Here is a 13,246-nt window from a genome sequence, read left to right as displayed (position 1 = left end):
GATGATCGCTACTCAGTACTGGCTCAACGCACCGCTACCGCTAATGGTACTCAGGACTCTTCATTACTTTCCCTCAACTAGCAGTGATAGTTAAATAAGTTATGGCTGTAAGTTAAATCCAAACAATTAATTCCAGTCTCTTGGGAACTATAAATTTAGTTACAGGAAATTGATTATGAATAATGAATGGGAGCCTCTAAATCCTAATGATGATGTTGTGCATTTTTATCAAGAAGCATTTGAAAATTTACCCCGCACTCAAATAGTTTTTCAGTTATTAAAGGAAATTAGTAAAATTTGGGCAGAACACTGTACCTCGTCAGGATCAAGAGTATTTGGAGAAGGATTTGAATGTTGTGTTTTAATACCTGGTCAACAATGGCGAACAGGTAAAATTAGAGTATGTCTAGAATTTTGCCCTGATGAAACTGAAATCGAAGATAATCGATTAGATATTAAACAGGAAAACTCTCCTCTTGACGACCTTCGGCAGCAACTAAAGGAAGGTAAAAACTAATACCCAATTTGATATACACAGATATAATATAAAATTATATGTGTCTGTGTGCGCTGAAAAAAACAAAATGGTATGGACTTCCCTACATGCAAAAATACATCGCACAATCCGATCGCGCCACTTATTTGAGCGCAAGCAACAGCTATTAGTTGCTGTCTCCGGCGGACAAGATTCTCTATGTTTAATAAAATTACTTTTAGATTTACAATCCAAATGGGGATGGGATTTAGGTATCGCTCACTGCGATCATCGCTGGCGTTCTGACTCTGAGGCTAATGCTCATCACGTCGAAAACTTAGCTAAAACTTGGGGTATATCTTTTTATTTAGAAACAGCGAACAAGCCGATAAATAGTGAAGCTGCTGCACGCGATTGGCGCTATCAAGCTTTAAGTGCGATCGCTCAGGCAAATAATTATCAATATATAGTTACAGGACACACCGCCAGCGATCGCGCCGAAACTCTCCTTTACAATTTAATTCGCGGTACTGGTGCTGATGGCTTGCAAGCCCTAACTTGGCAACGCCCTCTAACTACAGGCATTATGCTAGTGCGTCCACTTTTAGAAATTACTCGAATACAAACAGAGCAATTTTGTCAAGAATTTAAATTACCAATTTGGGAAGATTCCACCAATCAAGATTTGCAATATGCCCGCAACCGCATTCGCCAAGAATTACTACCATATTTGCGAGATAATTTCAACCACCAAGTAGAATCAGCCTTAGCCCAAACGGCAGAACTTTTACAAGCAGAAGTGGAATATTTAGAAAAAGCTGCCCAGGAATTGCGGGATGAGGCATGGAGCATGGGGCATGAAGAAGATTCTCTTACTTCTTTTCTTCCCTTGAGGTTAAATCGTCGGGTATTGCAGAAAGCACCATTGGCGTTGCAACGTCGGGTGATGCGTCAGGTATTGCAGCAAATACTGACTGATGCGCCCAGTTTTGAACACATCGAAAAATTAACGGCTTTAATTATAGCGCCCAACCGATCGCAAACCGATCCATTTCCTGGTGGTGCGATCGCTCAAGTAGAAGGTGATTGGATCTGTTTTAAATAGTTATTTAAAGACTTTTTGCGATCGGGAACGATGCACATTATTAGTTTCAGAATATTAAGATAATATGCAGAAATCCATTTAGATTGCCAAGAAGCATTAAGCAATTGGTATAAAGTTACCACTAAAGCGAAATGGTCAAATTTAGTTGAAGTACAGCAGGTTTTTCCTAAAGCTGAAGCTGTTGGTAATTTTACAGTTTTCAATATTAAAGGAAAGAAATATCGCTTGATTGTTAGTATAGATTATGAAGGACAGTTAATTTATATTAAATATATCCTCAACCATGCAGAATATGATAGGGAGAACTGGAAAAATGACCCTTACTTTTAATCCAGATAAATATAAAGAATTATTAACAGCTTATCTTCCCAAACTTATAAAGAGTCAAGCCGAAAATGAGCAAGCTTTGGGGATAGTGGAAGATTTAATGCACCGGTAACGCAGCCCAGAAGAAGACGAACTTTATCAGTTATTAATTACTTTAATTGAAAAGTTTGAACAAGAATATTATCAAGCAAGCCAGCAAAATAATCCTACATCTATGTGGTTATTTATTTTATAAGAATCTGAGAGAAGTAGAGATGATTTATTATCAGTTTTAGAAACAGAAAATTTGGTTAATAATATTTTAAATGGACAAGAGAAGATAAATACAGAACAAGCTCGTAAGCTGGGAGAGTTTTTTCATAGACCTCTTGCAAAAATCCTTGAATTACCCCTCCCCAACCTCCCCTTGTGAAGGGGAGGGGGCAAGATTTCAAGTTTCCCCCCTTTATAAGGGGGGATTAAGGGGGGTCTATTCGACTTATGCAAGAGGTCTCATGTAGACTCTAGTTTATTTATAGAGTAATAACTAAGCTCATAGTTCGTAATTGGACTTTAGCTAGGCTAAAGCCCAAGTACTTGTTAAGATGCTAGTAATTCTGGCTGAGGCATTAAACTTTGGAGAGTGTGACGCAACTGAGCGATCGCTTGAATTTGATAATCAGCAGTTTCCTGGAATTGATCCAAAGATTCTCCAATTGCTTGCAGCTTTTGCCTTAATCCATCTAGAGAATCCTGAATTGGTTGTAGTGCTTCTTGATAAAGATTCACTCGACCATAGTATTCAGCAGTTGTTCTTCGTAGGGATAGCAAATTTTCCTCCATCGCTTTCAGTTCTTGGCGCTTTTCATCTAGATCGTGAGTTTGATTGTCAATCATTCCCTGATTTAGCTCAACACTAGAACGAATCTGCTCAATTTCACGTTCCAGCTTTTGAATTTCCTGTGAATATTGTTGTCGCTGGGTTTCAATTTGTAAGAGAATCGGTTCTAAATTAATTTTGTTGTTGCTTTCTTCTTCTTCAGTAACAGCACGTCCTTGCCGCCGTAGCAGTACAGCTTGATGTTGCTTGAGAAACTTCTGGTGCTGTAGCATATTGCGGCGTTGTCCCACCAAACTGGAATTTAGCATCTGATAAAGGTCTTTTTCATCCGTTAGTTCTAGTTCTAAATTGATGTGGTCATGGTCAGATGCGTGATTTAATTTAGTTTGAAGTTCTTCTATAGCTTCTTGTTTATATTTCAGTTCTTGTTCTTGATCGTGAACAAAGCTAGCGTCGATTTCTAACTTATGCTGCAAGTCTTGCACTATCTTTTGTAGTTCTTCTAAAGGCATTTTATTCAAAGCTTCCACATCAGCTTGCTTACCGAGAACTACATCACCAGATGTTGCAGCTAAAGAGTGCATCTGTTGATATAACTCTTCGGCGTTTCGTAACTGCTCTTTGACGAGCCGAGCATACTCTTGCTTGCTGGTAAGGTCTGCTGTATTTATTTGCAATTGGGCTGTTTGCTGAACTAGAGAATTTTGTGCTTGTTGCAATGCATTTTGGCGATCGCTAAAAGTTTGTGATAAGCGCTCAACTTCTTCTTGCTGTTGTGCGATCGCACTTTTATGCTCCTCCAATTTTTGCCAATGCGGAGTCAAAGTCGCTTGCTGCTTTTCGACTAATTCAAAGGCTAGATGTAAATGTTCTCTAACTGTTTCCGTAGGAGTAACACGACTAGACAACCGATCGAGTAACTCACTCATTACTCGACTTTGCTCCTCATCCAAAACCGTCCCTTGTTGAAAATCCGCTTGGCGTTCTTCTAGGCGACGCTGCTCACCCCGTAAATGCTCCCAAGCGCCTTCCAACTCTTGGCGGTTGCGCTCAATTTCTCCTTGTAATCGTTCAATTTCCTGGCGGGAGGTGTCAACTTCCTGTTTTTGCTCCTCAAGATGTTGTACCTCATCCTCCAATTCTTGCAACTGTTCTGCTCGTACCTCCATGTCCATTTCACGGCGATTCAACTCTTGCGCCTGAAATGTTAGTGACTGTTTCCACTGATCGATCTCATCTTCCTTGAGTTTAAATTTCTCCAACTGGCGGGAAAAATTCTGCAAAATGTTGACGAGTGGACGCCCTGCTTCTTGAATCCGTTGCACTTGACGATTCGGATTCAGTTCAACCAGTACCAAAGCACCATCATTTAATTTGCTTGCGTCCTCAGCGGCAATCACTTCTTCCGACACAGTACTCCAATTCTGGTCAGTTCGCTGACAAGCTAGCAGTTTCAGTTCGGTTTTGCCACCGCCACTGAGTAAACCACCTTTCTGTTTTTGTACTTCTGCTAAATACAGCACACCGTTAGTCCTTTATTGATGCACTTAAAGTTCGTGTTTTGAGATATACCTTAAATAATTCTGTTAACTTGTCTTACTTAACCAGGGTTTAGGAGAACAAGACTGACAAAACTATAGACGCAAGATGTTACGTCTTGATACTTATAGAAGCGATCTGGTCGCGCCTTTATATTTTGTACTGATGACAGTGATGATGACTTCCGTGTTAACACTAGCTTTGTCAAAGTGTATTACGAAAGATGAAGGTTTATAGTTTAATGTATTCCTTAATGAAAATCAGAACAGAGTAAAAATCTTTTCAATACTCCATAATCAGTACTTAAAGAAGAAGTCATAATTCACGATTCAGAATTCAGCAATACTAAGGAGTACTTTTTAGCTAAATGCAGGGAAATTTAAATGAAATTGATATTTGCAGTATTCTGCAATTGATTGAATTGGGACAGCGAACTGGGCAACTATGGGTGGAAGCTTATAGCTCTCACCAGAACAACAAACTGGGTGGAGATGGAGCGAGCATTTATCGCCCTAAACAACAGTCTTGGTTCGTCTTTTTCCTTAATGGTCAAATTATTTATTGCCAAGAAGGCGAGAGTAGTTTATCGAGAATTAGCGATTATTTACGTCATTATCGAGTTGAGATGCGACTCACCGACAAACAAATTGTTTCTTTGCCACCAACCGACGCGCCAGAGTATGCCTATCTTTGGGCACTCTTGGAGCGGAATATCATCAACCCAAAAATAGCTGGTAGTATCATTTACGGTTTAGTGCATGAAACTCTCTTTGATCTGCTGAGTTTACGCCAAGGTAACTTCATTTTCCATCAGGGTGCGGCACTTGCCCCGCAATTAAACACTTTTGAGATTGCTCCATTTGTGACAAAAATTACCAAGCAGCTGCAAGAGTGGAAGCAACTCTATCCACACATTCAGTCTCCAGAACAATTGCCAGCGCTATCTGACAAAGTTTAGCTACAATCTTCTTTACCAGAAGCAACCGTGAATAAGCTACAACATTGGGCTGATGGTAAAACATCCTTGCGACAACTGGCTCGCCATCTCAACCGAGACATTTTGACAGTCGCTAAGGCAATATATCCTTATGTACAACAAAGTTGGCTACAACTAGTATATTCAGAAACTAATCAACCAGATACACACACGGATAGCTGGGAATTGCAGGGAAAACCGACGGGGCGGATAGTATGTATTGACGATGCGATCGCCATCGGTAAGACTATAAATTCCATCTTACAACCACAAGGTTATGAAGCGATCGCTCTCACCAATCCCTTAGAGGCACTAAGTCTAGTTTTTCAACTCAAACCTGATTTAATTTTATGCGACATTGCCATGTCGGAATTGGAAGGATACGAGGTTTGCGCCATGCTGCGACATTCAACAGCATTTCGGCTCACACCGATTATCATGCTTACTGGGAAAGATGGGTTTATGGATCGAGTCAAAGCTAAGATGGTCGGGGCAACAGATTATTTAACAAAACCGTTTACAGACACTGAGTTACTCATGCTCGTAGAGAAATATATCAACAATCAATGAAAATAGGGCATGGGGCATGGGGCAAAACAGTTCCGTTAGCGTCAAGCGGGGCGTTTAGCCCGTTTCGAGTTCCTCGGCAAGCGAGTAAAGAAGTGAGATTCCCCAGTCAGCACTCAGCACTCAGCACTCATACCAATTTAATGTGAAGCTGCACTAAATGAGTAACTCTCTATTCTTGGCGCTCTTGGCGTACTTGGCGGTTCGTTTAATATTCTGTGCATCTTCATAAACAAATGGTATCAGCACTCCTGAAGGGCATGGGGCATTGATTATTTCTCTTATCTATGGAGCATAAAAAGAGATCGAAGATTTGTTGATCTACTAAAAGATGAGTAAAAAGATGTTATCACAGAGTCAGCTAACTTAGTGAAACGTCAACATCCAGGAAAATAGTGAGAACCTAAAATTAATTTATACAGTTAATACTTGCGGAGGAATCAGGGAATGTTCCAATTAGGAACGTCTAAATCAGGAGGTAAATAGACACTTATGAGTACAGTTCTGATTGTGGAAGACAGTATCGCGCAAAGGGAGATGATTACAGACCTCCTGAAAGCAACTGGCCTAACAGTTACCCATGCTAGTGATGGATTAGAAGCATTAGAGGCAATTCAAATAGCACCTCCAGATTTAGTGGTATTAGATATTGTCATGCCCCGAATGAACGGCTACGAAGTTTGTCGGCGGTTAAAATCCGATCCAAAAACCCAAAATGTCCCAGTGGTTATGTGTTCTTCCAAAGGCGAAGAATTTGATCGTTATTGGGGCATGAAGCAGGGGGCAGACGCTTACATAGCCAAACCGTTTCAACCAACCGAGTTGGTAGGAACAGTCAAACAACTGCTGCGAGGATAAGGATAAAAACAACATGGTCAGCAAACCGGACTTTTTAAGTGGCAGCGGTCAAGACCACTTTCGACCAGAATTACAAGTAGAAAGTCCTGAAGGTGAGTTACATTTGAGGTTTTACATTCCCTCGCATCAGGAGTTTGCACTACAAGCAACTGGTATCCGGGAGGTAATTGAACTAAGTCCTGATAGAATCACCCCGATTCCTAATGCTTCTCCTTTACTTTTGGGTACTCTAAATTTACGAGGTCGAGTTATTTGGGTGGCCGATTTGGGTCAATTTCTGGGGGAAGCAAGTGTGTTAAACACGGATAGAGCTGAAATTTCGGTGATTGCTATTGAAGAGCAAGACACAATAGTCGGTTTAGCAGTAGAGGAAATCGGTGGCATGGACTGGTTGGATGTCCAGAATCTTATGCCACCAACTAGTGTTCCAGATACTATGGCTCCCTTTTTACGTGGAGAGTGGCTATTAGGTGCTAAAAGCAACCAGTGTCTACGACTGCTCGATCAAATGGCAATTGTACGGAGTGCTAGGTGGGCAGGATGAAATTGGAGGAGGAAATGGCAGCAAGTATTGATAATTACGAGCCAACATATCAACAGGCAATGACCGCCTATGTTCAAAGAAATTATGAGGTTGCGGCCACTTTAGTTGACCAAGTGGTGCAAAATTTACCAGATGACCCCAATACCCATTTGTTACGGGGTCACATCTACTATGTTTTACAGCAGTACGATGTAGCAAAAGAAGAATATCAACAGGTATTAGGCTTGACTAACGATCAAGAAATTATTGGTTTTGCCAAGAATGGAATTGACAATATCAATCAATATTTACAGTCATTCGGTGGGCAGATCGATCCATTAGAAAATCAAGAGGAAATAAATTCTTCAGAGATATCGGATGTACTGGCAGATAGCGAACCAGAATTAGAAAATTTGGGTACTAATCAAGAGTTTGACAGCGATAACCTTGATTTGAACTTTTTTGGAGAGCATCAAGAAAGTGTAAATGGCGTTGAAGATATATCTTCAAAAGGCCCATTTGATATACCCACAGAAGATAGTATTGGAACAAAAAAAATATCAGATTATTCTACACCTTTTGGTGATGACCCTTTTGCCGTCAATGAAGAATCACAGGAACAAGAGTCAAATAAAAACTGGGAGGATAATACAGAATTAGAGTTGCCTGCTTTTTGGCAGGAAGGGATCTCAGAAGAAATTCTGGAAGAATCATTAGCAAATAGTCAATTCTCAGATCATGAGATAAATTATCCTCACGAAAATTCACCTATTGACAATAATAACTATTCATCTTCTAATTTACAAACTGGTAATAGCGAGAATAACTCTCCTGATTTATTGTTGAGTGAGCCAAAGTTTCCAGAGGAGAGGATTGGAAATTTAGAATATAAAAAATCTCCTTTTGGAGACGAAACTTTACTGATTGTTGCAGAAGAACTGAGAAATGATTCGACAACAACAAATAAGTTGGAATACGGCAGTAAAGATAACTTATCTGAAACCGAAGCAGATAGTTGGTTAGCACCAACAGATTTGGAAGTAGAATCAGCTTTTCAGTCGAATTTGCCGGAGAAGGATTTATCTTTTAATAGCAATTTACCTCGAAAAGAAAAGCAGTCTAAGTCAAGTGAATTCATCAGTCAAAATAAGTTTGATGACGATGAAAATTTTGATATGGAAGCATTTGAGTCTGCCTTTGGCTCAGAGAGTTTAAACTCTTATGAAGACTCAAGCAATATACTGAATGGAGAAAATTATAAGAGCAATATCGAGTTTTTAGATGACTTTGAGGAATTTGACGATTTAGGCAATATTCCAGGGTTTGACCTGATCGAAGGAGATTCTAACTTCGGTAATGCCGCAATGCATTCTGCTCCAGTAGAAACTAGTGATACTGGACGCCTTCAAAGCGCGGAGGCTTTTTTAAGTAATACAGCTGCTAGCGATCGCGAAGAGGAACTGTTCTCAATGACTGGTTCCCATGAAGCCGTTCCAGTCTTTAGCCAAGCAGATATCTCGAAACTAGAACCCAATGTCAGCATTGAGCAAGGATGGTTAGCACCACTAGAAAATGCCTCCATCGAACGGAAACAATGGCTAATTGCTGGAAGTGTAGGCATTGTCTCAGCGCTGGTTGTAGCCACAGTTAGCTTTGTCGCCACCACATTTTCGCCACCCCAACAGCGAGAATCAGTAAGAAACACAGGTTGGGCAATGTCACTAGCCGCAGGGATTGCAGGTTTTGCGACCGCAGGCTTCATGGGAAATCTGGCGCTTAAACAAATTCGGCGCACAACTGATGACCTGCAAGCTCAGTTTGAGGCTGTACGTCAAGGAAATCTGAACGCTCAAGCCACAGTGTTTTCCGAAGATGAATTGGGGCATTTAGCTACTGGCTTTAATGAAATGGCGCGGGTAATTTTCACAACCACAAGTGAAGCCCAACGCAAAGCCGATGAACAAGAGGAAGCCAAAGAAAACCTGCAACGTCAAGTGATTCGTTTATTGGATGATGTGGAAGGAGCTGCTAGAGGCGATTTAACAGTCCAAGCGGAAGTGACAGCCGACGTACTGGGAGCCGTAGCTGACGCCTTTAACCTGACGATTCAAAACCTGCGGGATATTGTGCAACAGGTAAAAGTGGCGGCGAAGGATGTAACAAAAGGTGCAACCAACTCCGAAACCTTTGCCAGAGCCTTATCTAGTGATGCTTTGCGGCAAGCAGAAGAGTTAGCGGTGACGCTGAATTCTGTACAGGTGATGACCGACTCGATTCAGCGGGTAGCAGAGGCGGCGCGGGAAGCCGAAACCGTTGCGCGTGATGCTAGTACGATCGCTCTTAAAGGTGGCGAAGCAGTAGAAAATACCGTGGCAGGGATTTTAGAAATTCGAGAAACCGTTGCCGAAACCACTCGCAAAGTAAAGCGATTGGCGGAATCTTCCCAAGAAATTTCTAAAATTGTGGCGTTGATTTCTCAAATTGCTTCCAGAACAAACTTGTTAGCGCTCAATGCTAGTATTGAGGCGGCAAGAGCCGGAGAAGCTGGACGTGGGTTTGCGATCGTTGCAGATGAAGTGCGCCAGCTAGCAGATAAATCTGCTAAATCCCTCAAGGAAATTGAACAAATTGTGATGCAAATCCAAAGCGAAACAGGCTCAGTAATGACTGCGATGGAAGAAGGCACACAACAAGTAATTAAAGGGACAAAATTGGCAGAAGAAGCCAAGCGATCGCTCGAAAACATTATTCAAGTGGCGAATCGCATCGATATTCTTGTGCGCTCCATTACCAGTGACACTGTGGAACAAACGGAAACTTCCCGCGCCGTCGCTCATGTAATGCAATCAGTAGAGCTAACCGCCCAAGAAACTTCCCAAGAAGCGCAGCGAGTTTCAGGCGCCTTACAACACTTAGTAGGTGTATCCCGTGACTTGATCGCCTCCGTTGAACGTTTCCGAGTGGAAACTATGGAAACCAGATAAATTGTCATTTGTCCTTTGTCTTTGTTATTTGCTAATGACCAATGACCAATGACTAATGACTAATAACTAATGACTAATGACTCTTGACTAAAAAACTATGCTGCCGGAACAACAACAGCGGATTTTGGGTTACTTTATTGAAGAAGCCAGGGATCACCTGAATACCATTGAGCAGGGCTTACTGAATTTAGAGGGTACCCTGAACGACCCGGAAATGATCAGTGAGGTCTTCCGGGCGGCTCACTCCATCAAAGGAGGAGCGGCGATGCTTGGATTGACTAGCATCCAGCATACCTCCCACCGTCTGGAAGATTGTTTTAAAGTTCTTAAAGATAATCCGGTTCAGATTGACCAAAAGTTAGAGTCTTTATTTCTTGGTGTATCTGATACCCTAAAATCGCTGTTAGAGCATTTGAGTGGGCCTTATGGTCTTTCTGAAGATGCAGCTAATACTTTGATGTCAGAAACTGAGCCAGTCTTTCAATGGCTGTATCAGCATCTGGAACTACTTGTAGAACAAGGAAAGAGTGGAGCAGCCAGCAGTCCTGACGCAACAAAACTTACAACCTCTGTAGAGAATGTCTCCACACTTACAGAACTTTTCCTGCGGCGAGATATTCCCGATCTGGCAGAAGACACCCATCAGGAATCTCCAGACTCAGTAGCACCTCAAGAAACGCGATCGCCAGTCACTGCTAAAGAAAATAATAACTGGAGCGAGTTTCAAGCCCAAGTGCTGCAAACACTGCGGGAAATGTTGCAACTATTTAAGCAAACGACAACACCTTCAACTCGGCAAAACCTCCAGCAATGCTGTCACCAGTTAGTCAAACTTGGTGAAACTTGGAATTTGTCCAAATGGTGTGGTTTATGTCAAGCAGCAGCCAGTGCGATCGGCAATCCTGAAAATACTTATCTGACTTTAGCTAAAATTGTCATTACCGAAATCAAACAAGCTCAAGAATTAGTATTGCAAGGTAGAGAAGCCGAAATTGCAATTAGTCAGCAACTAGAAGCACTTTTGAGCTTTGCAGAAATTGAGTTATTAGAAATTACCCCTGATTTGTTTGATGAACAATCTGCGGCTTTCACAGAATCAGAGCCAATTCTATCTGGTAACATCGAGCCTTTTGTCATAAATAACCTAGCCCAGACAACTGAAGAACTGAATCTAGACAATGATAGTAGCGATAGCTACTCTAACGTCTCCGACGAACGCTCCGCTTTTCAGTTACAAGGAACACCACTAAACGAAAGTAGAAACACTAGTCTTACTTTCACCACACATGACGAAGCACATCCAATCAGTAACAATCTTGACCCCAATGGCCCAGAGGTAGGAATAGCTGAGTTAAATACCCTTGCTGATTTATTTGACGGTGAAACTCCCGAACTAGATGAAAGTTGGCATCAAGAAGAAACCTTAGATATTGTTGCTATCGATGACTTGGGAATTGATTTGAGCAGCACTGAGGCTGAAGACGCTCATAACGATTTATCTGACTTACTCTCCTTTAATGAAGATATAAGCAACGCGCTGCACCCAACAAGCACAGCCACAACAGAAGATTTATCCTTGTTATTTGGCGACCATTTCCTAGAAAAAGATAATTCAGAACCTCAAAATCAACAAACATCTGCTACGCCTCTAGAGTTTAGCGATATTAACGAAGTTGAGATAAATTTAGACTCATCTTCTTGCGAAATTTTACAAGAATTTATTGATATTCCTAGTGATACAAACCAGACTATTAGCGAGATTGTCCAAAATAGTGTAGTCAAAGATTTCTTGACAGAGGAGTTAGATGATGATGAACTATTGCCAACAAGCAAAGTCACTCAATCAGAAACTGAGCCGTTCACTAGTGTGGAACTATCTATCAACCAACAAAACAATTTTGATAACTTATTCTTAGAAACTAAAAATGCAAATTGGGTAGAACAAATTACCCCTAGTGACTATATAGAATTACCTGAGCCAACAGACTTGTCTTTGGACAACTTGTTTGCTGAAATGGAAGAACAGCTACAACTATCGACAAGTGAACCAGAAATCAATAATTTATTTGATACACCTCCGGTAACGGAACCTGAGTTTTCTCAATCAGAAAATGATTTGAGCAACTTCTGGAACCAGGAAACCACAGAAGAAAAGGACGAATTCGATTCCTTAATTGAGCAGAATGTGGAAAGGGCGTTAGATGAAAGTTTGTTTACTGCGGCGGCTGATAATATTTTTGCTGATAATCAGCAGTCCATACCTTCTTCTATAGCCAGTTTTGATATAGAAGAAGATTTTGATATCAATTTCCAGCATCAAGAACAGCTAGATTTAATATTATCATCAGATTCTGGAGATAATTTATTTGATGAATTAACATCAAGTAGCTCAGCTATTTCTCCTATAATCAACGATACCTCCACGCCTGAAATGCCTTTGTTAGCGCAGCATCCGGGGGAAGAAATTCTTAGACCACAACAACCAGAATCTTTAGATTTTGTTCCAGAATTTACTACTCAGACCCAAGATATATCTGCTGTTGATCTGGAAGTTAATTCATTAGGCACTTTTGATGAGAATCCGCAATTTCTGTTTGAAGATGTTGCGACAAATGATTCTATCTATATTCAAATGGAAACTACAGAGAATACTGTGGATGAACTATCAGAAACTATCAGTTTTGGGGAAAGTTCAAATTCAGCACCACCAGAAGCACAGGCAGGTGATTTATTCGGCTCTTTCGATGAGAACCCGCACCTGCTGTTTGAAGATGTCGCTACAAATGAATTGACCTATATTCAGATAGAAACCACAGAGAATACTGTGGATGAACTATCAGAAACTATCAGTTTTGGGGAAAGTTCAAATTCAGCACCACCAGAAGCACAGGCAGGTGATTTATTCGGCTCTTTCGATGAGAACCCGCACCTGCTGTTTGAAGATGTCGCTACAAATGAATTGACCTATATTCAGATAGAAACCACAGAGAATACTGTGGATGAACTATCAGAAACCGTCAGTTTTGAGGAAAATTCAGATTCAGTATTATCCCAAGCACAGCTAGATGATTT

9 protein-coding genes and 1 pseudogene are annotated in these 13,246 nt (G+C 41.0%); 9 read left to right on the top strand and 1 reads right to left on the bottom strand.

From position 1 onward, the window contains the following. Nucleotides 1-175 precede the first annotated feature (175 nt). The 4 genes from ACFE93_RS04270 to ACFE93_RS04255 all read left to right on the top strand — a co-directional run bounded on the left by ACFE93_RS04270 (nucleotide 176) and on the right by ACFE93_RS04255 (nucleotide 2,019). Complete coding sequence (locus ACFE93_RS04270; protein WP_375472160.1) at nucleotides 176-517, top strand: KGK domain-containing protein; 342 nt, start codon at nucleotides 176-178, stop codon at nucleotides 515-517. Nucleotides 518-584: 67 nt separating this feature from the next. Then, on the top strand, nucleotides 585-1,580 hold the full coding sequence (gene tilS, locus ACFE93_RS04265; protein ID WP_375472159.1) for a tRNA lysidine(34) synthetase TilS: 996 nt from the start codon (nucleotides 585-587) through the stop codon (nucleotides 1,578-1,580). A gap of 72 nt (nucleotides 1,581-1,652) precedes the next feature. Further along, a complete protein-coding gene (locus ACFE93_RS04260; RefSeq protein WP_375472218.1) occupies nucleotides 1,653-1,910 on the top strand; it encodes a type II toxin-antitoxin system HigB family toxin in 258 nt (85 codons plus the stop codon). Next, on the top strand, nucleotides 1,894-2,019 hold the full coding sequence (locus ACFE93_RS04255) for a hypothetical protein (RefSeq protein WP_375472158.1): 126 nt from the start codon (nucleotides 1,894-1,896) through the stop codon (nucleotides 2,017-2,019). Before ACFE93_RS04260 ends, ACFE93_RS04255 begins: the two co-directional genes overlap by 17 nt. 467 nt (nucleotides 2,020-2,486) lie before the next feature. Here ACFE93_RS04255 and hmpF read toward each other — a convergent pair whose 3' ends face one another. Continuing rightward, nucleotides 2,487-4,250, bottom strand: a complete 1,764-nt coding sequence (gene hmpF, locus ACFE93_RS04250) for a pilus motility taxis protein HmpF (RefSeq protein ID WP_375472157.1) — start codon at nucleotides 4,248-4,250, stop codon at nucleotides 2,487-2,489. A 383-nt stretch (nucleotides 4,251-4,633) separates the two neighbouring features. Between hmpF and ACFE93_RS04245 the strand changes: the two are divergent. The 5 genes and pseudogenes from ACFE93_RS04245 to ACFE93_RS04225 all read left to right on the top strand — a co-directional run. After that, nucleotides 4,634-5,812: pseudogene (locus ACFE93_RS04245) on the top strand (response regulator). Between the two features lie 489 nt (nucleotides 5,813-6,301). After that, nucleotides 6,302-6,667, top strand: coding sequence for a response regulator transcription factor (locus ACFE93_RS04240; protein WP_069073698.1), 366 nt, complete (start codon nucleotides 6,302-6,304; stop codon nucleotides 6,665-6,667). Nucleotides 6,668-6,680: 13 nt separating this feature from the next. Beyond that, the gene (locus ACFE93_RS04235; protein WP_375472156.1) at nucleotides 6,681-7,211 is read left to right on the top strand and encodes a chemotaxis protein CheW; all 531 of its coding nucleotides are present in this window, start codon (nucleotides 6,681-6,683) and stop codon (nucleotides 7,209-7,211) included. 14 nt (nucleotides 7,212-7,225) lie between these two features. After that, nucleotides 7,226-10,174 carry a methyl-accepting chemotaxis protein gene (locus tag ACFE93_RS04230; protein WP_375472155.1) on the top strand — a complete coding sequence of 983 codons (2,949 nt, stop codon included), beginning with the start codon at nucleotides 7,226-7,228 and terminating at the stop codon, nucleotides 10,172-10,174. 97 nt (nucleotides 10,175-10,271) lie between these two features. Continuing rightward, the coding region (locus tag ACFE93_RS04225) for an Hpt domain-containing protein (RefSeq protein ID WP_375472154.1) at nucleotides 10,272-13,246 on the top strand (2,975 nt) is incomplete at its 3' end.

Origin of the sequence: uncultured Nostoc sp. (genome assembly GCF_964247315.1) — a bacterium.
In the GTDB taxonomy this organism is placed as follows: Bacteria; Cyanobacteriota; Cyanobacteriia; order Cyanobacteriales; family Nostocaceae; genus Nostoc.
This window is presented reverse-complemented; position numbering and strand designations above follow the sequence as displayed.

What these genes read in the sequence shown, in the direction of transcription:
- ACFE93_RS04270 (WP_375472160.1), top strand. Translation starts at nt 176, where the DNA reads ATGAATAATGAATGGGAGCCTCTAAATCCTAATGATGATGTTGTGCAT.
- tilS (WP_375472159.1), top strand. Translation starts at nt 585, where the DNA reads ATGGTATGGACTTCCCTACATGCAAAAATACATCGCACAATCCGATCG.
- ACFE93_RS04255 (WP_375472158.1), top strand. Translation starts at nt 1,894, where the DNA reads ATGACCCTTACTTTTAATCCAGATAAATATAAAGAATTATTAACAGCT.
- ACFE93_RS04240 (WP_069073698.1), top strand. Translation starts at nt 6,302, where the DNA reads ATGAGTACAGTTCTGATTGTGGAAGACAGTATCGCGCAAAGGGAGATG.
- ACFE93_RS04235 (WP_375472156.1), top strand. Translation starts at nt 6,681, where the DNA reads ATGGTCAGCAAACCGGACTTTTTAAGTGGCAGCGGTCAAGACCACTTT.
- ACFE93_RS04230 (WP_375472155.1), top strand. Translation starts at nt 7,226, where the DNA reads ATGGCAGCAAGTATTGATAATTACGAGCCAACATATCAACAGGCAATG.